Below are 19,197 nucleotides of genomic sequence, written 5' to 3'. Positions count from 1 at the left end.
TCGACTATCCAAGCTTCCAGATCAGCAGAACCAATAAGGTCAGCGCGATATAGAGCACGTACAGATGCACTCGCCCGTGTTGCAGCCAGCGCAGCGACGAAAGACCGCGACCAATGCCCGCGAAGACAGGTTGGTACAGACGCTCGGTGCAGACGTCGGGCGTCTCTGTGATCAGCGACGCGTCGCGTGGGAAGAGGCCTGCGGGGGTCTCAACGCGTCGCTGTGTCTGCAGCAACAGATCAAACAGATCCGTCAACGGTTGGGCGAAGGACGAAGCGGTGTACTGCATGCGCGCTGACGGCTGCGCGTATCCGCAATCCCACGTCGGACCTTCATCCACGCGGCGATCCGAGAGTAGCCAGCGCCGCACGCCGGTGAGCAGCGCGACTAGGGCGACCAGCCCGAGGCTGACCACTACGACGGATTGAAGCGGGGTCGTAGCCGCCACCAGCGGACCCCGCACACTCGCGGCGGACAAACCCGTCGCGCTCTGGATCACGGGCGCCAGCGCACCAACGACCCACGGCGCCAAGCACCCGCCCAGCGCGCAGCCTGCCGCCAACGTCATCATCGGCACTCGCATCGCAAGCCCCGGCTCGTGCGCACGCGCTGGCAGATCAGTTCGTGCCGTGCCCAAGAAGACGATCCCAAACGCCTTGGTGAAGCACGCGGCAGCCAGTCCCCCAATCAGCGCCAGTCCGCCAATGACAGCGAGAACGGGAAGGGCGGGCGTCCGACCCGGTGAGATCGCCCCGTGAAAGGCTCCCAGGTAGATCAACCACTCGCTCACGAAACCGTTGAGCGGTGGCAAACCGCAGATAGCCACTGCGCCAGTTAAGAACGCGGCGCCGCTCCACGGCATCCGCTTCAGCAGGCCACCGAGGCGGTTGATCTCGCGCGTACCGGTCGCATGCGCGACGGCCCCCGCACCGAGGAACAGCAACCCTTTGAAGGCGGCGTGGTTCGCGACGTGCAAAAGAGCGCCGGCGAATCCCAGCACGGTCAGCGTCGGATCGCCGCTGCTGAGTCCCAAGACACCAACACCGAGACCGAGTGCGATGACGCCGACGTTCTCCACACTCGAGTACGCGAGCAGACGCTTGAGGTCGTTCTGTGCCAGCGCGAAGAGCACTCCGAAGATCCCCGACGACAATCCGATCCCGCAGAGCACCCATCCCCACCACACCGGTGGCGGACCGAGGATCGTGAGCATGCGCATCAAGCCGTAGATGCCGGTCTTGATCATCACGCCGGACATCACCGCGGACACGTGACTCGGCGCAGCCGGATGCGCCTCCGGTAGCCAGACGTGGAACGGCACGAAGCCCGCCTTGGTACCGAAGCCGACTACCGCTAGAAGAAACAGAATACTCGCCTCGGCGGGCGTGGCGCTCAAGCGATCAAAATCAAGCGAGCCGCTTGCCCGCCCCGCCAACACGAAGAAGGCGAGCAAGAAGGCGGTGCCCTGATGCGTCGCGACCAGATAGGTCCAGCCCGCAGCGCGGACTTCTTCGGCTTCGTCGTCGAAAGTCACCAGAAAGAACGAGGCGAGTGCCATCACCTCCCAAGCCACCAGAAAGAGCACTCCGTTGTGAGCGATGACAACCAGCACCATGCTGGCCACCAGAAGATTGAAAAAAAACCACGGCGGCCCCAGCCACTTCTTTTGCTGGTAGGCCCACAGATACTCACTGCCGTACACGGCGGCGAGAGCCGACAACCCAAGGATCGGGATGAGAAAGAACGCCGACAGCGCGTCCAACTGGACGAAGAACGCCCCACCGGGAACTTCCCAGGATAGCCGCAGCGAAGAGCTAGAAGCGCCGAGCAATACGCGCGAGGCCGGTAGCAAACCAAGCAGACATCCGGCGACAGCACCACTCGCGCCGATGACGTTGCATCGCCACGGCGACCGCTGGGTCAGGAGCGCAACAGCGCCACTGGCGACTAGGACAACTGTCGCGCCAAGCAGGAGGAGCATCTATTCCCGCTTGGTAGACTTGCCGCCGTTCGCTGCGCTGGATGAAACCGTCGCCTCGACCCGACGAGCCTCGTTAAGGATCTCGTCCCGCGAGCCCTGGCGAAGGACGGCCGTTTTGAATCCGGAGTCGTTGAGCGCAAAGGCCAAGCGCGACAGTAGGCGCAGATGCGCGCGCACGGTTGGACAGACCAATGAGAACAGCGCGAAAACAGGCTTGCCGTCCAAAGCCTCGAACTCGACCGGACGCTCCAAGAAGCACAGCGTGATTGTCGGGCGGGATACGTGCAACACGATCGGGTTGCGCACATGGGGAATGGCGATGCCCTCGCCGAGACCGGTCGACTGCAGGCGCTCCCGCGCCAGCAACACGCGCCAGACGAACTCGCGATCCACCTCGTCGGGCAACCGCATGTGCTCGACCAGGCCGCGCAGCGCCGACTCCTTGTCGATGCCGCCGACGCGGTAGAAAATCCCGCCTGCCTGCAGTGCTTCGACGAGTCCAGGAACGGGCGTCGCATCGCTCTCCGGCTCATCGAACAGCTCGGCTGAGACATTCATCTTGCGGGACGTCGCCCACTCCAACAACTCGGCACGGTTGAAGCGGTACTGATCGTTCACGCGGTAGGCGGGCAAGATCCCTTGATTGATCCAGCGATAGACGGTCTTCTCCGAAACCTTGAAGAGATCCGACACGTCACGGACATTCAGTTGCATTTGCCCCCATCGATGCCCACCAGGTTCAATTATGGGACATCGTCGGACAATTCAACCAACCTTCACGGGAATGCGTCGATGAGAGCCGCCAGTGCGGCGACAGTGTGTGTGGGCGTGATCGAACTATCGGGTGGCAGGCCCGTGCCCGCGTGATCGACCCAGACATCGACAATCCCGAGGTGCTGCGCCGGCGCGATGTCCCACTCGAGGTTGTCACCGATCATCCATGTCTCGCTTGGCGTTGCCTGGAGCGCGGTCAGGGCACGATGAAACACGCGGTGATCCGGCTTCCCGAATCCCAGCTCACCCTCGATGAGGATCACGTCGAAGAAGCGGGCGAGATCGAAGCGCTCGATCTTGCGGCGCTGAAACTGGGCGCTGCCGTTGGTGAGCAGGCCGAGGCGCGCCCCACGATCGCGAAACGCCGCCAGCGCTTCTCGCGCGCCGTCGAACGGCCGCACCCAATCTTCGCGCAGCGTCGTGAACCGGTCTGCCAGCTCGTCGGCGACCGACAGGCCTTCGAGGCGAAGCTGTGCGAACGCGGCACGGACGATGTCGCGCCGCGCGCGCTGCATATCCAAGCGCCCGGTTCGGTGGCGCTCCCGATCGGACCAGTACCAGCTCGCGTAGCGCGCGATCGCCGCCATCAAGTCGTCCTTGCTCACGTCGCCGAGACGCGCGGCGAAGCGCGCGCACACGTGCTCCCAGCACTCATCGGCTACCGCCGAGTAGCGCAGGATCGTATCGTCGAGGTCGAGCAGAATGACCGGTGGCAGCGATCGCATCGAACGACCTAGCGGGTTGCTGCGAAACTCGAAGGGCACCCTTCGAGAGCCTCAGGGTGAGCGGAACAATGCAATGGATTCAAGGAAGGGGTACCGCTCATGCTGAGGCTCTCGAAGCACTGGGTGGGGGGTTCCAGTCGCCGGCTAGTGAAAAAAGTGGCCGCCGTTAACATCGAGCGCCTGGCCGGTGATCGCCCGCGAGAGATCGGAGGCGAAGAAGACGACGGCGTCGGCGATTTCTTCGGACGTCGGGATGTGATGCAACGCCGAGCGACTGGAGATGTCGGCATGCACGGCTTCGTACGTGGTGTTCTGCTGCTCGGCCAGCATGCGAAAATACCCCGCGAGCTTGTCGCTCCAGATGTAGCCCGGCACGACCGAGTTCACGCGAATCTTGTACTTGCCGATTTCCTTGGCGAGCGTTTGTGCCGCGGCCATGAGCGCGCCCTTTGACGCCGTGTATCCGCCCATGCGTGGCTCGATGATCCGCGTCGACATCGAGTTGATGAACACGATCGAGCCGCCGCCTTGCGCCTTCATGTGCGGGATCACGAGCTGCGATAGCTGCATCGATCCGAACACGTTCACATCGAAGATCTGACGCCAGTGGTCCATACCGACGTTCTCGATTTCCGGCTCGACGCCGCCCTTGAACGCGTTGTTCACGAGAACGTCGATGCGACCGAACTCAGCATGCGCGGCATCGACCAAGCGCTTGCAGTCGTCAGCCTTCGCGATGTCGGTCGCGACGCCGAGCGCACGCCGGCCGAGCGCGCGCACATCTGCTGCCACAGAGTCGAGCGCGTCTTTCGAGCGCGCTGCGAGCACAACGTGCGCACCTTCGCGCGCGAAGGCGAGCGAAATGTCACGCCCCATACCAGGGCCGATACCAGAGACGATAGCAACACGATCTTCGAGTAGCATGCGAGCACTCCTGAGCGACGGCTTTCACCACTCCGCGCGGCGAACTGCAAGCCACGAGGCACACAGACAGGTAGTCGGGCAGTTTGAATCTTGTGGGTGTCGTTCTGGGCATCCCGCACTGTTCCGCCGCGAGCCTGGCGGGGTGTTACGGTCCGACGCGCCCCCACATTGGGCCGAGAGAACTGGACGGCGCAAACGATATCGAGTAACAGACGCCCGGAAGGTGAATTGGATGACCCGCGAAGCTCGCGTGATCAGTCACCCCCCGGGCTCGCGGGCCAATTGTTGTTAGGGAGGCCAATGAACTCCGAACTGACACTGACCGGAGCCATCACGCGAAAAACTTCGGGCGAAGACAGCCGACAGCTTGTCCAGCTCCTCGAAGCCGAGATTGCGGGTTCGCTCGGGTACGTCAGGCGAGCGGCGCCCGGCATTTACGCCGACGCAGGCACCTGGCTGTTGGTGCTTTCGTCGGTCGCATCGGCAGTCACGATCGCTGAGGCCCTCCGGAAGGTTTATCAGCGCTTCGCAAGATCACCCGAGGAGCCTGAAGGCTGCCAGCGACTCGTCGTGCAGTTCAAAGACGCGTCTGGTCGTTTTTCGCAAGTTACGATCGATGGCCAAACGGATCAGGATGTCCTTATTGAACAGGTTTCGAAAAGCATCGAGACAGTAGTCTCCGCCGGGTCAGGTGTCGAATCGCGCCAGCGGCTGGAAGACTCAGGCCAATGGATTCGTGTGAGCAAGGCTCCCTAACACGCCTATCGAGACCGACGCCGAAGGAAGGTGCGGCTGATCGCCACGACGCTAAACATCACCAAGGAGACTATGGCCGAATATGACGAGAGACTGTCCGCGATCTCGGATCAGCTCAAGAATGGAGTCAACCCTCAGGGCGAATCTGTCCGCGCCTTCCTGCGTTGGTTTGGGGTTGAGCGACGCGGGTGGAGACATGTCAGCTGGATTCGATCCGTCCTAGCGCGGCACAAGGTTGCGACACAACCGGACTTTGAGTACGCGTACTACTATGGTCAAGTCAACTTCATCAAGGCGCCGAACGATGCCGGTGATGATGTGGCAGATCCCACCGTTCGTCTCTTTCAACTGGAAGCCGCAAATCGAGCGCCAGTGGTCGTTGCGCCCGACGTAACGCTGCAGAAGGCGGTATCGCAAATGTTGGCGCATGATTTTTCGCAACTTCCAGTGATGACGGGCACCCGGGACGTAAAGGGACTGATCAGTTGGAAGTCCATTGGAAGTCGCTTGGCTCTCGGACGTCAATGCGTGCTCGTTAAGGACTGCATGGACATGGCACGCCTACTTCCCTTCAACACTTCACTATTTGAGGCAATCGAAGTTGTCGCCGCCGAAGACTGTGTTCTAGTTCAAGCACTGGACAAGAGCATTTGTGGAATCGTCACGGCTGCGGATCTGGGCGATCAATTCCGCTTGCTCGCTGAACCGTTCCTACTTGTTGGGGAGATTGAGCGAGGCGTCCGGCACGTTCTTCACGGGAAGTTTTCCGCGAAGGAACTCGAGCAGGCACGGGCGCCAGGCGACGAACGGGCGATCAACGGCATAGCCGATCTGACCTTGGGCGAGTACGTCCGCCTCGTTCAAGACGACACCCGGTGGAAGAAACTATCCTTGGCGATCGACCGAGCAGAGTTTTGTTCGAGCCTCGATCGTGTACGTGAGCTCCGGAACGACGTCATGCACTTCACTCCCGATGGATTGGAGCCGTCGGACATGGAGTTCTTGCGAGGGTTTGCAAAGTATCTGCGACGTCTTCGGGCGCTTGGTGCGCTGTGATGTCTCCAACCTCGCGTTGCTGCAGACGGCGCAATTCGGAAGCCGCCGCGCTCGCTGCGCTCGCTGGCGGCAACTTGGAATGCGCCGCAGCAGAACGGGCGGGTTGGGCGGGGAAAGCCGCGTGACTCTAGTGCTCAAATGAACTCTTCTCTGGAACCAACGCAATTCGAACTGCTAGCTCAACTTGTGGAGGCGCACCGATCGCTTGCGCCGTCACGTCGGGGCCGTTTTGTAGTGCGTACGGATGTCAACGCATTCAACCTCTGGGTATGGAATGAAGGACATGAAACGGGCGGACACGATATGGCTGCGCTACCCGCCGACCTTGAGGTTCTCGCTGGGGAAGGGTTGATTAGGTTCTGTGAGAGGGAGATGTTTGTTCTCTGCCCGGCGGGACTGCGTTTCTACGAAGAGATCAAGTTGGCACAAGGCGAACCCATCCAGCGTACGGAAAATCTGGTGCGGAGTTACCTCAACACAGAGCAGTTTCGATCGACCTACCCTGACGCCTATGAGAAGTGGCAGTGCGCAGAGATGAAGCTGTGGGGCGACGATTCGGAGCGGAACCTCACAACCATCGGACATCTTTGCAGAGAGGCGATGCAGGAGTTTGCGGGTGTTCTCGTACGTCAGATGGGACTCGAAAGCGCTCACCCTGAACGAACGAAGACGATCAACCGCGTTCTTGCGGTCTTCGATGCGACCGCAAGCAGCAAGACAGACCGAGTTCTTCTTGAGTCGCTGATCGGGTATTGGCGTGCGACAAATGAAGTTGTGCAGCGTCAGGAGCACGGAGGGAAGGAGACTGAGCCGTTGACCTGGGATCACGCTCGTCTTTCGGTTTTTCACACGCTGCTGATCATGTATGAGGTAGATCGTGTCGTTCGGTCCTCGTAGACCGGGGCCGAACAGAGCGATCCAGGCCGCCGCGCGGAAAGACGCGCGCGGCTGATCGCCGGGCGTTCACCTCGCGTGTGTGGAGATCGCCGACGCTTCGCTTCCCGATGCGATCTGCTCACAGGATGCGGCGAACCATGCGGCCCGCCGGACAGGCACGGAGGCCTGTCCCCACCGCTTCAGAAGAAATGACTGCGATTGGCAGCCCCCGGCGACCTCATCCGGCGTTCAGATGCGGGGCGACCTCCTCACCAAATTTCTCGATTTGCTCCACCAACTCGTCGCACGAACGGCTGCGGAAGCGCACGCCCATGTGACTGACGCCGAGCGCTTTGCGTTTGCGCAGCTCGACGCCGATCGCTTCTCCTGAACCCGTGAGTGCGTTGGCCCCGACATCGAACGACGGCGTGCCGATATAAAGCCACGGGCTGTTCATGCCGATCTCGATCGGCGCGTCACCACGCACCTTCGCGCGCTGCGTACGGACGTACGCAATCGCTTGCTCCATGCCCATCTCGGGGACACCTTGCGGCAGCCAGCCATCGGCGCGTTCGGCCGCGCGCTTGAGCGCGCCCTTCGTCGAGCCACCAACCCAGATCGGCGGACGCGGCGGCTGCACCGGTCGCGGGCGTTGGCCGATGCCGTGTACCTTCCAGATCGATCCGTCGTGGTCCGGATACTCGTCGGTAAACGCGGCGGCGATGAGATCGATCGCTTCGTCGAGCAACTTGCCGCGACGGCTGAAGTCGACGCCGAGGGTTTCGAACTCGCCTTGCAGGTGACCGGCTCCGACGCCGAGGATCACACGCCCGCCCGAGAGAGCATCGAGCGTCGCGAACGCCTTCGCTGTCGCTAGCGGATGGCGATACGGGGCGATGTACACGTACGACAACAGTCGCACGCGCTGCGTCGATGCAGCGAGGAAGCCGAGCGTGGCGATGGTGTCGTACCACACGGTGGACATCGCCTTCGCCGCATCGCGTGGCACACCGATGTGATCGCACACCGCCACGTAGAAAAAACCGCTGCGGTCGCACGCCTGCGCCACGCGGAGGATTTCCGCCGTGCCGGCAGTGGCCTCCCACGGCGCGGCGAAGACGGTGCTCTGCGCCGTCACCGGAAGCTGAAGGCCGTAGACCAGTTGGCCGGGTGGGATGATCTGCACTGCAACCATGAACGTTGGACCACGGACTCGGGACTATTTCTTTCGCGCCGCCTCGCGGTAACGCGTCGTGCTGTGCACGGGGTCCTTGTCGAAACGCGGCAAGACTTCTTTGCCGAACAGTTCGACCGACTGCAGTGCCGCTTCTTGAGAGATGGTGGACGCGAGAATCCCGAAGATGATCTGATCGCAACCGATATCGACGTACTTCTGCACCGCCTTGGCGCAGTCGTCGGGGTCGCCGACAATGCGCTGACCCGACGCGATGCGTTCTTCGAGCTGCGCGGGCGTGGGATCGGGAATCAACTGCGGCCACTGCGGTACGCCGGCCGGACGTGGAAAGGTATCGAGGTAACGGAACACCAGGCTGGTGTGGTAGCCGCTGCCCATCGTCAACGCGACCTCGCGCGCCCGCTTGGGATCCTCCAAACAGACGAGCTGCGTGACACACGCCACGTTGTCGTTCACATATTCGCCGACCGGCTCGGCATGCTTGATGTTGTCTTTGTAGACCTTGATCAGCGGCTCGAAATCCTTGGGTGAGCCCAGGCTGAAGCAGAGCGCGCCCAAGCCGAGTCGCGCCGCCTTCTCGAACGTCGACGGGCTGCCGCAGGCGACCCAGATCGGCGGATGCGGCTTGCTGTACGGTTTGGGAAGCACGTTGCGTTCAGGCATCGAAAAGTATTTGCCATCGTAGGCGTACTTGGTCTCGCGCCACATACGCAGAATTTCGCCCAACGATTCGTCGAACATCGCTCGGGTGGTGTCGCCATCGGGAATCCGGAAGCCCTTGAACTCGGTGCTCGACGAACCGCGTCCGGTGCCGAACTCGAAGCGCCCTTCGCTGAGGTGATCGAGCATGGCGACGCGCTCTGCTATGCGCGCCGGATGATTCACCGGCGGCGTGATGTTGTAGATCGCCGAGCCGACGTGGATGCGCTTGGTGCGCGCCGCGACGTAGGGCAGAAAAATCTCCGACGCCGAGATGTGCGAGTACTCTTCCAGGAAGTGATGCTCGACCGACCACACGTACTTGAAACCGTGGCGGTCGCAGTGCTCGGCGAGTTCCAGTTCGCGCATCAGGCGCGTGTGTTCCGCACCGACGGGATCGGCTTCCATTTCGTGCTTGGGTACGTGCGCTTGAACGAACAGTCCAAATTCCATTGCGTCTCTCGCCCTCTCTTCACTCGCCCCAACCGCTCACGTCCACACCCAAGGCACGGATGCCGTCGATGATGCGTTGCGGACGCATGTAGTCGGGGATGCGGTCGTACTGCCACATCCGCGCCTTGCCGGTGCCGGTGATGAACTTGCGCGCCTGCTCCATGCTGAACAGGACACCGCGACGGCCCATCTGCTTCTCGTACGCAATCGCGTGCTCCGGGTTCAGCACAAAGTTCATCGCGTCGCACATCGGCACGATGTTGGTCTTGTTCCACTCGCGTGGGCTCAGGCTCACATGGATCATCAGTGTGGCGGGCGAGTGCGAAAGCGTTTCACCGTCCTTGGTGATCGCGGTGATCGCTTGCAGGCAACAGGCGCAATAGCCTTCGATACGCAGTTCCTTGCCGGCGAGCGGCGGCATCATGCACATGGCCAGCGACTCCATCGCGCAGCCGGCGTAACAGTGAAACTTGCCGTCGAGGAAAATCTGCGCCTGGCTCGGATAGCTGGAAAACGGTGGCGCCTTGAGTAGATTGAAATTCTGCGTCTCCTGATCGACGATGCACATGATGCCGAGATCGAGTTGCTTGTACGCTTCGAGGATTTGCGCGCGCGACAATCCAGTGGCCTCGTGCGCGCTACGCAGATTCGGCCCATGGCCACGCGCGCACCAATGCTCGTACACGCATTGGCGCAGCTTCAGCGCATCGTCGCTGAATTGAAACTCCGGAACGTTCTGTGGCATCGGCCTGTCCCCCGTCCTCACGAAACTAACGCTTGTTCGTATCCGCCGTGGCGGGGGCTGTCAATGTCGCTGTCGCTTCCCAGGAGGCCGGCTTCAGAAGGTCGTCAACGCGTGCTCGGCGAAGAAGGTCGGCCCGTAGATGTCGCGGCCCGAGAAGAACATCGGGTCCTTCGCCGTCGCCAGCATCGCGCAGACGCGGCCGGGGTTGTCGACCGGCAACGCCTTGGAAGCATCGAAGCCGTGCTCCGCCAGGTCGATCGTCATCCGCTCGGTGGCGACGAAGCCCGGCATGAGGCCGATCACCGCGATGTTTTCCTTGCGCAGCTCTTTTGCCAGTCCTGGCACCATGCGATTGAACGCGGCCTTGGTGACCGAATAGCCAAGGCCCCAACCACCCGCGCCGATCGCGGCCGGCGTCTCACGCTCGCCCGCCGTCGAGGTGATGTTGATCACGGTGCCGCCACCTTGCTGCTTCATCGCCGGCAGACACAGCTTGATCAAGTGCAGCGGCGCAAACACGTTGCACAAGAACATCTGCTCGATCAATTCGACCGGCGTGTCTTCGAACGCGTCCATGTGTCCGGGTCCAACGTAGCGGCCGTTGTTTACCAGAACATCGATGCGGCCGAAGCGCTCGAGCGCCGCCTGTACTGCGGCGGCCCAGTCAGTGCGCAGCGAAAGATCGAGCTTGACGACCGCGGCCGCAACGCCGATCGCGCGCACCTCGCTCGCCGTTTGCTCCAAGCTGCCGGGTAGCGGTGTGGTAACCGTCTTCTTCACTGTCGACGAGTGATCGTAGCGCTCGCGACCACTCACAGTGCGAGCCGTTAGTACCAGATCGAATCCACGCTTCGCCAGTTCGAGTGCGCAGCCGCGTCCGATGCCGCGGCTAGCGCCCGTAATGAAGGCGACCTTGTTGTCAGCCACCGGAGTCGTTCCAGCGCACGGTCTGCGTTACGGCAATGATTTACGGTCCCTTGCCGGCATCGAGCCGGTCATCTTCGCGGCACTGACGTTCTTCCAGAATGGCCTCTTCCGGCGCGGTGATCGTCACTGTGCAGCCGGTGGGACCGACGACATCCATCCGCACGCGCTCACCCGTCCACGTCGCCGTCCAGAATGCTTGTGCCGCCACTGCTGCCGCTTGCTTCGAGCCGTCCTCACCGTATGCGCGCGTCAGAGCGGCATAGAGCTTCGGACACGCTTCCGGGGCGGCAAGCAGCGATACCACCGTGAGGCGGCCGTTCTGGAGCGAATACTCGATGCCCGAAAGGTGCACGCCATCAAATTCCAATTTGTCAGACGGCCGCACGTAGGCTCTCTCGCAGGCACCCCGTTCGCCGACACTCTTGGCGCCCTTCAGGACTTCCAGGCCATCGCCGAAGTGAGCACCGCGAAAGCCGTACTCCTTGTCCAAGGCAGCCAGATCGCCCGCACCCGCCACTTCCGCGTAGCCGAGGAGCGCGCAGACGATCGCCCCAATGCACAAGTTTGTCACTGCCAGCGACCGTTTCGTCACAGTGCGCCACCTCGAGAGCGGCGGTGTGAGCCCACGCGGCCTTGGCGCGTGCCTTGCTGTTTGACGAGTGTTGCGCCGTGTCGGGACCGACTCCGCGCAGGCACGAGCTTGAACGGGCAGTCCAGGGAAAGGGGTAAGCTCAATGAAGTTCTCCAGCTCGATATCTACGATAGTCATACAAGCGTCTCTGTGCGTGATCCTATCAACGGGGTCAGCCTTTGCGCAATCCGCTACGGTCGAGCGTGGATCGAATTTACGCCCGGAGCCATCGATGACGCGGGCACCGCTGCGGGTGCTCGCGCGCGGCGAGAGCGTTGAACTCGTCGGACTCGAATTTGAAAGCGGCTACTACAAAGTGCGCACGGCACGCGGCGAGCAAGGCTGGGCGTGGGCTCGCAACCTCACCATCGCCACCGGCGGCACGGCCAGTGCGGGGAAGACGCTCAAGCTGCTGTCGAGCACGAACCTGCGGTCGAGTCCATCGACCCAGGAGGCCCCGGTGCGTTTGGTGCAAGCGTCCGAGCCGGTGAAACTGCTCGAACCCGCGCCGCAGAGCGGCTACTACCATGTTCAAACTGCAGACGGTGAGCGGGGCTGGATCTGGGCCCGGAGCGCGGTGCTCGTCGGCGCAAGTACCGCCGTGGCCGCGCTACCTGCGGCGCCGGTCGCGCCGGCACCCGCCGCACAAGTCGCGGCCGCCGCACCGGCAAGTGAACCGCCGCCGGCACCACGCGTAGCGGAGCCGCCTATGCCTGCACCACCGACTGCACGCCTCGCTGCGCCAACCACGGCGCCCGCCACGCCGACAACGCAACCGGCCGTCAGCGCCCCCGCGGCACCCGTCCCCGCCCCACGCGCCCAAAAGGAGACCACAGGGAGTCTGCAAGTCGGCGACGTCTTGAACAAGTCGACCGCACAACTCGCCAAAGGAATGTTGCCGGAGGAACTCCTGCGTCACTACGAGCAGGGCGAGTACGAGAATCGAATTGTTCCGTATCCGTTGGGGGGTCAGATCTGGGAACAGAGTTTCGTCGACGCCACCAAGCACAACGCACAGACGCTGACGGTCAACGACCGCGGAACGATCATCGACCGCACCACCGGTCAGCAACCCCCATACGTCTACGGGATCCCCTTCCCCGACATCGACGCCAATGACCCGCACGCTGGCGTCAAGGTCGTGTGGAATCAGTTCTTCGGCGTCTGGTACAACGGCAGCGTTCACCAGAGAACGAAGATGATCATGCTGAGCGCCAATCGCGTCGAGCGAGAGCTTGCCGCAGAGGCGTGGTTCAAGTTTTACGACGGCGAGTCAGCGAAGTATCGCACGGACAACCCGCAAGATCTGCAGTCACAGTTCCTTGCGTTCGCGTTGAGTCCGAGCGACATGCAGGGAACCGCGGCGCTGTCATGGCGGTATCGCGACCCCAACAAGCGGGACTCGCAGTGGGCGTTCGTTCCCGCGCTGCGGCGCGTACGAGCTGTCAGCCCAGCGAATCGTTCGGACGGTTACCTCGGGTCGGACATCGACGCCGACGACGGCAACTTCTTCGACGGCAAACCGGAAGAGTTCGAATGGCGCGTCGTCGACCGGCGTGAAGGGTTGCGCGTGGTCGATCCGGCGGCTGCGGCACATCAAATCAAGCCGCGGCCAATTGCCGGCGGCGGTTGGGAGGTGCTTACAAATCGCGACGGATACTACGGCTACCAGACCGATGGTTGGACCGGCCTACCGTGGGCGCTGCCCGAAGGTGGCCTGGCGCGCCGGCCGCTTTGGGTCATCGAAGGCAAGCCACATGACAAGTACTACCTCTACGGTCGCGTGGTGCTGTGGATCGACGCCGAAACCTGGGACGGCTCGTACCACCAGAAGTTTAGCTGGAACGGCGAGCACGTGCTGACCTACCAGGTCCTCGGGCACGTCAACCAGACGACCGGCACCGCGCCCAACGACGAGATCATCGCAACCGCCACCCAGGCCTGGGTGGTGGCAGAGAACTTCAAGATGCATCGCGCCTCGATGGCCGGAGCCCGATTGAATTCGAAGGCCCCGTACGATCGACGCATCCCCGTCGACACGGCCCTGTTCGATGCGGGACAGCTGACGCGTATGGGCAAGTGAACCGATAGTTCGCTCGGGGTGGTGGCGGTCCTCCCCACTGCCCCGAGCCTCGCAAATGCTACTTGGGCACCCAGTCAGTCATCTATCCGCGTCATCGTCACGAACTCTCCCTCCAGGCACGTGGTTGTCACTGGTGGCAACCGTTTCGTCACAGTGCGGAGCAGATACGTCAGGGCAAGAAGCCTTGGCGCGTGCCTTGCTGTCTGACTAGTGCTGCGCCGTGTCGGGGCCGACTCGGCGTAGGGGCGGCCGAAAATGGTCGGACCAGCGAAAGGGGAAAATTCCATGAAGTTACTGGGCTCGATATCCGCGATCTTGATGCAAGCGCTCTTGTGTCTCCTCCTCTCAACCGGATCGGCAACGGCGCAATCCGCCACGGTAGAGCGCGGATCGAACTTGCGTCCGGAGCCATCGATGGCACGCGCACCGTTGCGTGTGCTCGCGCGCGGTGAGCATGTCGAACTCGTCGGGCTCGAATTTGAGAGCGGCTACTACAAAGTGCGCACGGCGCGCGGCGAGGAAGGCTGGGCATGGGCTCGCAACCTCAATCTCGCTACCGGCGGCACCGCCGGTGTGGGGAAGACGCTCAAGCTACTGTCGAGCACGAACCTACGATCGAGCCCGTCGACGCAAGAGGCGCCGGTGCGCTTGGTGCAAGCGTCCGAGCCACTCAAGCTGCTCGAACCCGCGCCGCAGGGCGGCTACTATCACGTGCAAACCGCAAACGGTCAGCAGGGCTGGATCTGGGCTCGCAGCGCAGTGCTCGTCGGCCCGAGTACCGCAACGGCCGCACCTGTGGCGCCTGTACCCGCCGCGCCTGTACTCGCAGCACCCGCACCTGTTGCACCCGCACCGGCGGCGCCGGCACCCGCGGCACAAGTAGCGGCCGCCGCGCCGGCGAGTGAACCGCCGCCGGCACCACGTGCGCCGGAGCCGCCTAAGCCTGCACCCCCGACCGCACGACCCGCTCCGCCGACCGCGGCACCAACAGCGCCAGTTGCGGCCGAACCAATCGAGCCAGCACCGGCCGCCGCTCCGGCGGCCGCGCCCGCCGTGGCGACGGCAACGGCGCAGCCAGCGCCAGCCACTCCCACGACGGAGCCCGAAGTCAGCGCTCCCGCTCCCGTCGCGCCCGCCGCCGCCCCACGCGCCCGAAGCGGCGCAAGCGGCGGCTTGCAGGTCGGCGACGTCCTCGACAAATCGAGCGCGGATCTCGCCAAGGGCATGCTACCGGAGGAACTCCTGCGTCACTACGAGCAGGGTGAATACGTTAACCGAATCGTATCGTATCCACTCGGAGGCCAGATCTGGGAACAGAGCTTTGTTGACGCTACGAAGCACAACGCGCAGACGCTGACCGTCAACGACCGCGGAACGATCGTCGACCGCACTACCGGGCAGCAACCGGCCTACATTTACGGTATCCCGTTTCCCGACATCGACCCCAAGGATCCGCAGGCGGGAGTCAAGATTGTCTGGAACCAGTTCCTCGCCGTTTGGTACGGCGGCAGCGCTCACACAAACACGAAGCTGATCATGTTTAATCGCAAGGGTGTTGAGCGTGAACTCGGCGCGGAAGGATGGTTCAAGTTCTACGATGGCGAACCCACCAAGTACCGCACTGACAACCCGCAGGATCTGCAGTCCCAGACTCTCGCCTTGGCATTGAGTCCGAGTGACCTGCAGGGCACCGCCGCGTTGGGGTGGCGTTACCGCGACCCCAACAAGCGCGACTCGCAGTGGGCGTTTATTCCGGCGTTGCGCCGCGTGCGCGCGGTCAGCCCGGCCAACCGCTCGGATGGTTATCTCGGGTCGGACATCTCCGCCGACGACGGCTATTTTTTTGATGGCAAGCCGGAGGACTTCGAATGGCGCGTGGTCGAACAGCGCGAAGGGCTGCGCATCGTCGACCCCGATTCAGCCGCGCATCAGGTCAAGCCGCGCCAGGTTGCGAGTGGCGGCTGGGAGGTTCTCACTAACCGCCAAGGGTACTACGGCTACCAGACCGACGGGTGGCAGGGCTTGCCCTGGGCACCAACTGAAGCCGGGCTCGCACGCCGACCGATCTGGATCATCGAGGGTAAGCCGCGCGACAAGTACTATCTGTATGGCCGTGTCGTGTTGTGGATCGACGCCGAAACCTGGGACGGGTCATATCACCAGAAGTTCGCGTGGTCGGGCGAGCACGTGTTGACGTATCACGTCATCGCACGCATCAACCAGGCGACCGGCCCCAGACCGGACGACGAAACCGTTCCGGCTTCGACACAGGCCTGGGCGTTGGCGGAGAACTTCAAGATGCACCGCGCCACGCTCGCTGGAGCGAAGTTGACTCCGAAGTCGCCGTTCGATCGCCGCGTCCCGGTCGACACCGCCTTATTCGACGCGGGACAACTAACGCGCATGGGCAAGTGACCCAACAGATCAATCGAGGCGGTGGAGGTGTCCACAGCGACTCCCACACCGCCTCGAATTTCGCGAATGCTACTTGTGCGCGCTCAGTCGCGCTTGCAACACCGCCAGCGATTTATCGTGGAGCGCTTGGATGGCTTCGACGGCTACAGTGGCCTTGGGGGTCCAGTCGTCCGTCGGCATCGTCACGTACTCCATGCCGATCACCTGATGCTCAATCCGGTCGAGCACCGGAGCCATGACCTGATCCACGACTTCCCGCTGCGGCTCGAGTAGCGAGCGCATCTTCTCATCGACGGAGTACACCTGTTCGTAGTCGGCTTTGATGGCATCGAGCTGTTTGCGGATGTTCTTGAGCTGACGCTCCAACAGCGTCTTCTCTTCCTCGCGCACCACGGCTCCCATCCCCCCAGTCATTGCCGCGACCATGTCCCGGACTTGCCCCACGGCCTCGCTGAGGTCCGGAATCACGGTGATCGCCGCATCGGCAAGCGCATGCACATCCGCGTTCGTGTCTAGGTGCAGCGTCGAAGTGTCCCCGATGTAGGTCGCAAACGCCAACGCCGCAGCGATCACTTCGGTGTGTTCCTGAAAGCATTCGCGCGGCCGCTCACGCCACGATTCCATCAAATCACGAATCTGTTTGTGCAGCGGCGTCCAGCGCTCGCGCACCCCTTCCAGCTCGTTGTGCTGTTGATCGAAGCGGCTAAAGGTCGTGAGCCCCGAGGCGATGCGCTCCTCGATCGGGCCAAATTCCACCAAAGTATCGCCGGCGACGAAACCCATCGCCATACTCCGATGCGTCTGCAATGCCTGGGTCAACGGTACGAACCGCGTGAGGTAGGCGACACCCGCGCGCTCCTTCTCCGCACTCGCCGCATTCTTTCCCGACGGCGAACACGCGGCCGTCACACTCAGGGCTGCTACGATCGCAATAGTCCGAACCACCGCTCGGTTCTGCCAGCCCTTGCTCAGCACGTCATGCCCTCCCGCTTGTTGCGGTCGTGTTGCGGACTCTCTTATAGACAACGACCGACTCAAGCACCACCATCCGTGTCCCCGCGCACCCGCCTGCCATCCGCCCATAGCCGCGCACCTCATTCAAGAAAATGTTTCACTGTGTTGCTCGCTGACCGTGTTGACCGGCGCATGGCGCTGCCACTCCATCTCTACGACGCGCCGCGTGATCAACCACGCGCCGCCGCGCCGGGCCAACGCGTCGAGGTAGCGCACGCCAACCGTGAAATCGGTCGGGGCACTGCCAATAGGGCGATGGTAGGCAGTCGCGTAGGTCTCGCTGTCGGCTCGGTCACCATTGATCTCGATGAGTTGATGATCGACAACGTGCATCGTACGCTGAAAACGACCGAGGCTAATCCGCAAACGAGCTAGCGCGGTCTCGATTGTGCCGATGCCTAGCCGACCGCTGTATGCAGCGCCGGCAACGAACAACGCAGCGACGCTCTCCAACTCCCGCGCATCGACACCACGCGCATAGCGCAGGAGGATATCGTGAATAGCCGCACGATCAATGAGTTCACGCAGCGCCGCTTGGCGTGTTGTGCCCGCCACCATCACATCGCCGGCACCAGGGCCGACGCCTAGGCCGGTTTGCTCGCCCGCATCCACGGCGCGGATGATACCACACGCTTTGTGTTAACTGAACACAGCGATCTGCGTGGTCGCTAGACGATGGCGTCGAAGCAGGCTCTTGCCGACGCGCAGCAGAATTGCCCAGTCAACGGACGCCGACTCACCCGCTTCCGCGATCCCACACAACGAACGCCAGCGTTCCGAGCACCACCAGCGCGGCGGCGGATGCGAACATCGTCGCGTAGCTGCTCAGGTTGATGATCGCGCCCATTGCCGGGGCACCGATCAGCGCGCCCGCATCAAACAACGCGGTAAACACCGACAGCGCCGCGCCGCGCTCGGCCGGGCGCGCGCGCGCCACCGCCAACGACGACAAGATCGGGAACACGAAGCCATGTCCAAGCCCGCACAGGCTGCCAGCAACGAGAATCTCGCCGGCGTGCTGCGCGTGCGCGAGCAATACCAACCCAAGCGTGAGCGCGCCCAGGGCTGCGAGCAACGCGCGCTTCGCACCGATGCGCTCCGGCAGCCACGCGAAGAATAGCCGCAGCACGGTGGCGCTCAACGCGTACGCGGTAAAGAACCCCCCGACCGTGCCGATGCCCGCCGTCATCACGAAGGTCTTCACGAAGGTGAAGTACGACGAGATTGCCGTCGCGAAGACCGTACCGAGAAACCACACCGGCAACAGGTTGCCCTGCACCACCGCGGCGAAGAAGCCGCGACTGGGCAATTCATCCGGCGGCAGAGTCTGATCGCGCAACGGCAGCGAGACCAGCAACGATGCGGCCGCGAGTACCGCGGCCGCCGCGAACAACGCCGAGTAGTCCGCATGCGCCAGGATCACGTCACCGAGCAGACCGCCCAGCGAAATCGGCAGCATCCCCGATACGCCGAACAGAGCGATGCCTTCAGTGCGCCGCGCCGCCGGCACAAGATCCGCCGCCAGCGTGAAGAACGCCGCGAACAACGTGGCTTCGGCAATCCCGTGGCCAAGCCGAACCACGTAGACCCACACACCCAAGCTGTGCACCGTGAGGTAGAGCAAACAGACCGCGACATTGAGCACGCCGCCCGCCAGGATCATCGTGCGCCGCCCGCGTTCATCCATCGCGCGCCCGAGCCACGGTCGAACCACGATCGCCATCGCCGCCGTCACACCGAAGATCACGCCGATCCGCACTTCACCGGCGCCGAGTTGCTTCAAGAAACCCGGCAGGTGCAGGTAGAGGTTGAACGCCAGGCCTTGCAGGAAGTTGCCGAGCGCGCACAGTAGCAGCGGCAGTGTAAACAGCCGCGGCGCTGCGCGGATCGTCACTGCAGCGGTGGGCGTTGGGCTCGGACTCGCGGCGTTGTGCACGCGCCAA

At 62.9% G+C, this 19,197-nt stretch carries 17 protein-coding genes; 5 read left to right on the top strand and 12 right to left on the bottom strand.

Annotation, left to right across the window (positions count from 1 at the left end):
• Positions 1-4: 4 nt before the first annotated feature.
• The 4 genes from HYR72_16850 to HYR72_16835 form a co-directional block, all read right to left on the bottom strand.
• Complete coding sequence (locus HYR72_16850; protein ID MBI1816648.1) at positions 5-1,981, bottom strand: hypothetical protein; 1,977 nt, start codon at positions 1,979-1,981, stop codon at positions 5-7.
• Positions 1,982-2,695, bottom strand: a complete 714-nt coding sequence (locus HYR72_16845) for a PTS sugar transporter subunit IIA (GenBank protein MBI1816647.1) — start codon at positions 2,693-2,695, stop codon at positions 1,982-1,984.
• Between the two features lie 62 nt (positions 2,696-2,757).
• On the bottom strand, positions 2,758-3,480 hold the full coding sequence (locus tag HYR72_16840) for an HAD family hydrolase (GenBank protein ID MBI1816646.1): 723 nt from the start codon (positions 3,478-3,480) through the stop codon (positions 2,758-2,760).
• Between the two features lie 144 nt (positions 3,481-3,624).
• Positions 3,625-4,404 (bottom strand): SDR family oxidoreductase, encoded by a 780-nt coding sequence (locus HYR72_16835; protein ID MBI1816645.1) that lies wholly within the window; start codon positions 4,402-4,404, stop codon positions 3,625-3,627.
• Between the two features lie 300 nt (positions 4,405-4,704).
• Here HYR72_16835 and HYR72_16830 point away from each other — a divergent pair, with 300 nt between their 5' ends.
• From HYR72_16830 to HYR72_16820, 3 genes are all read left to right on the top strand, one after another.
• Complete coding sequence (locus tag HYR72_16830; GenBank protein ID MBI1816644.1) at positions 4,705-5,160, top strand: hypothetical protein; 456 nt, start codon at positions 4,705-4,707, stop codon at positions 5,158-5,160.
• 72 nt (positions 5,161-5,232) lie between these two features.
• Positions 5,233-6,216, top strand: coding sequence for a CBS domain-containing protein (locus HYR72_16825; GenBank protein MBI1816643.1), 984 nt, complete (start codon positions 5,233-5,235; stop codon positions 6,214-6,216).
• Between the two features lie 372 nt (positions 6,217-6,588).
• Positions 6,589-7,113 carry a hypothetical protein gene (locus HYR72_16820; protein ID MBI1816642.1) on the top strand — a complete coding sequence of 175 codons (525 nt, stop codon included), beginning with the start codon at positions 6,589-6,591 and terminating at the stop codon, positions 7,111-7,113.
• A gap of 217 nt (positions 7,114-7,330) precedes the next feature.
• Here HYR72_16820 and HYR72_16815 read toward each other — a convergent pair whose 3' ends face one another.
• The 5 genes from HYR72_16815 to HYR72_16795 form a co-directional block, all read right to left on the bottom strand.
• The gene (locus HYR72_16815) at positions 7,331-8,287 is read right to left on the bottom strand and encodes a TIGR03619 family F420-dependent LLM class oxidoreductase (GenBank protein MBI1816641.1); all 957 of its coding nucleotides are present in this window, start codon (positions 8,285-8,287) and stop codon (positions 7,331-7,333) included.
• Between the two features lie 24 nt (positions 8,288-8,311).
• Positions 8,312-9,439, bottom strand: coding sequence for an LLM class flavin-dependent oxidoreductase (locus HYR72_16810; protein MBI1816640.1), 1,128 nt, complete (start codon positions 9,437-9,439; stop codon positions 8,312-8,314).
• Positions 9,440-9,458: 19 nt separating this feature from the next.
• The gene (locus HYR72_16805; protein ID MBI1816639.1) at positions 9,459-10,184 is read right to left on the bottom strand and encodes a hypothetical protein; all 726 of its coding nucleotides are present in this window, start codon (positions 10,182-10,184) and stop codon (positions 9,459-9,461) included.
• A 93-nt stretch (positions 10,185-10,277) separates the two neighbouring features.
• Positions 10,278-11,111 (bottom strand): SDR family oxidoreductase, encoded by an 834-nt coding sequence (locus HYR72_16800; GenBank protein ID MBI1816638.1) that lies wholly within the window; start codon positions 11,109-11,111, stop codon positions 10,278-10,280.
• Between the two features lie 40 nt (positions 11,112-11,151).
• Positions 11,152-11,703, bottom strand: a complete 552-nt coding sequence (locus HYR72_16795; protein ID MBI1816637.1) for a hypothetical protein — start codon at positions 11,701-11,703, stop codon at positions 11,152-11,154.
• 271 nt (positions 11,704-11,974) lie between these two features.
• Here HYR72_16795 and HYR72_16790 point away from each other — a divergent pair, with 271 nt between their 5' ends.
• Positions 11,975-13,825: a DUF1329 domain-containing protein gene (locus HYR72_16790; GenBank protein MBI1816636.1), complete on the top strand. Its 1,851-nt coding sequence runs from the start codon at positions 11,975-11,977 to the stop codon at positions 13,823-13,825.
• Between the two features lie 414 nt (positions 13,826-14,239).
• The gene (locus tag HYR72_16785) at positions 14,240-16,240 is read left to right on the top strand and encodes a DUF1329 domain-containing protein (GenBank protein ID MBI1816635.1); all 2,001 of its coding nucleotides are present in this window, start codon (positions 14,240-14,242) and stop codon (positions 16,238-16,240) included.
• A 69-nt stretch (positions 16,241-16,309) separates the two neighbouring features.
• Here the strand turns inward: HYR72_16785 and HYR72_16780 are convergent, their stop codons facing one another.
• From HYR72_16780 to HYR72_16770, 3 genes are all read right to left on the bottom strand, one after another.
• The gene (locus tag HYR72_16780; protein ID MBI1816634.1) at positions 16,310-17,149 is read right to left on the bottom strand and encodes a nitrate- and nitrite sensing domain-containing protein; all 840 of its coding nucleotides are present in this window, start codon (positions 17,147-17,149) and stop codon (positions 16,310-16,312) included.
• A gap of 189 nt (positions 17,150-17,338) precedes the next feature.
• The gene (locus tag HYR72_16775) at positions 17,339-17,866 is read right to left on the bottom strand and encodes a nuclear transport factor 2 family protein (protein MBI1816633.1); all 528 of its coding nucleotides are present in this window, start codon (positions 17,864-17,866) and stop codon (positions 17,339-17,341) included.
• A gap of 124 nt (positions 17,867-17,990) precedes the next feature.
• Complete coding sequence (locus HYR72_16770) at positions 17,991-19,190, bottom strand: MFS transporter (protein ID MBI1816632.1); 1,200 nt, start codon at positions 19,188-19,190, stop codon at positions 17,991-17,993.
• Positions 19,191-19,197: the final 7 nt, after the last annotated feature.

This window comes from Deltaproteobacteria bacterium, assembly GCA_016178705.1.
GTDB lineage: Bacteria > Desulfobacterota > Binatia > HRBIN30 > JACQVA1 > JACOST01.
The sequence above is the reverse complement of the archived record's forward strand: the minus strand, read 5'-3'. Positions and strand labels throughout refer to the sequence as shown.

Bases quoted from the DNA above. Each gene is read 5' to 3' on its own strand.
- HYR72_16850 (MBI1816648.1), bottom strand. From the start codon at position 1,981: ATGCTCCTCCTGCTTGGCGCGACAGTTGTCCTAGTCGCCAGTGGCGCT.
- HYR72_16845 (MBI1816647.1), bottom strand. From the start codon at position 2,695: ATGCAACTGAATGTCCGTGACGTGTCGGATCTCTTCAAGGTTTCGGAG.
- HYR72_16840 (MBI1816646.1), bottom strand. From the start codon at position 3,480: ATGCGATCGCTGCCACCGGTCATTCTGCTCGACCTCGACGATACGATC.
- HYR72_16835 (MBI1816645.1), bottom strand. From the start codon at position 4,404: ATGCTACTCGAAGATCGTGTTGCTATCGTCTCTGGTATCGGCCCTGGT.
- HYR72_16830 (MBI1816644.1), top strand. From the start codon at position 4,705: ATGAACTCCGAACTGACACTGACCGGAGCCATCACGCGAAAAACTTCG.
- HYR72_16825 (MBI1816643.1), top strand. From the start codon at position 5,233: ATGGCCGAATATGACGAGAGACTGTCCGCGATCTCGGATCAGCTCAAG.
- HYR72_16820 (MBI1816642.1), top strand. From the start codon at position 6,589: ATGTTTGTTCTCTGCCCGGCGGGACTGCGTTTCTACGAAGAGATCAAG.
- HYR72_16815 (MBI1816641.1), bottom strand. From the start codon at position 8,287: ATGGTTGCAGTGCAGATCATCCCACCCGGCCAACTGGTCTACGGCCTT.
- HYR72_16810 (MBI1816640.1), bottom strand. From the start codon at position 9,439: ATGGAATTTGGACTGTTCGTTCAAGCGCACGTACCCAAGCACGAAATG.
- HYR72_16805 (MBI1816639.1), bottom strand. From the start codon at position 10,184: ATGCCACAGAACGTTCCGGAGTTTCAATTCAGCGACGATGCGCTGAAG.
- HYR72_16790 (MBI1816636.1), top strand. From the start codon at position 11,975: ATGACGCGGGCACCGCTGCGGGTGCTCGCGCGCGGCGAGAGCGTTGAA.
- HYR72_16785 (MBI1816635.1), top strand. From the start codon at position 14,240: ATGGCACGCGCACCGTTGCGTGTGCTCGCGCGCGGTGAGCATGTCGAA.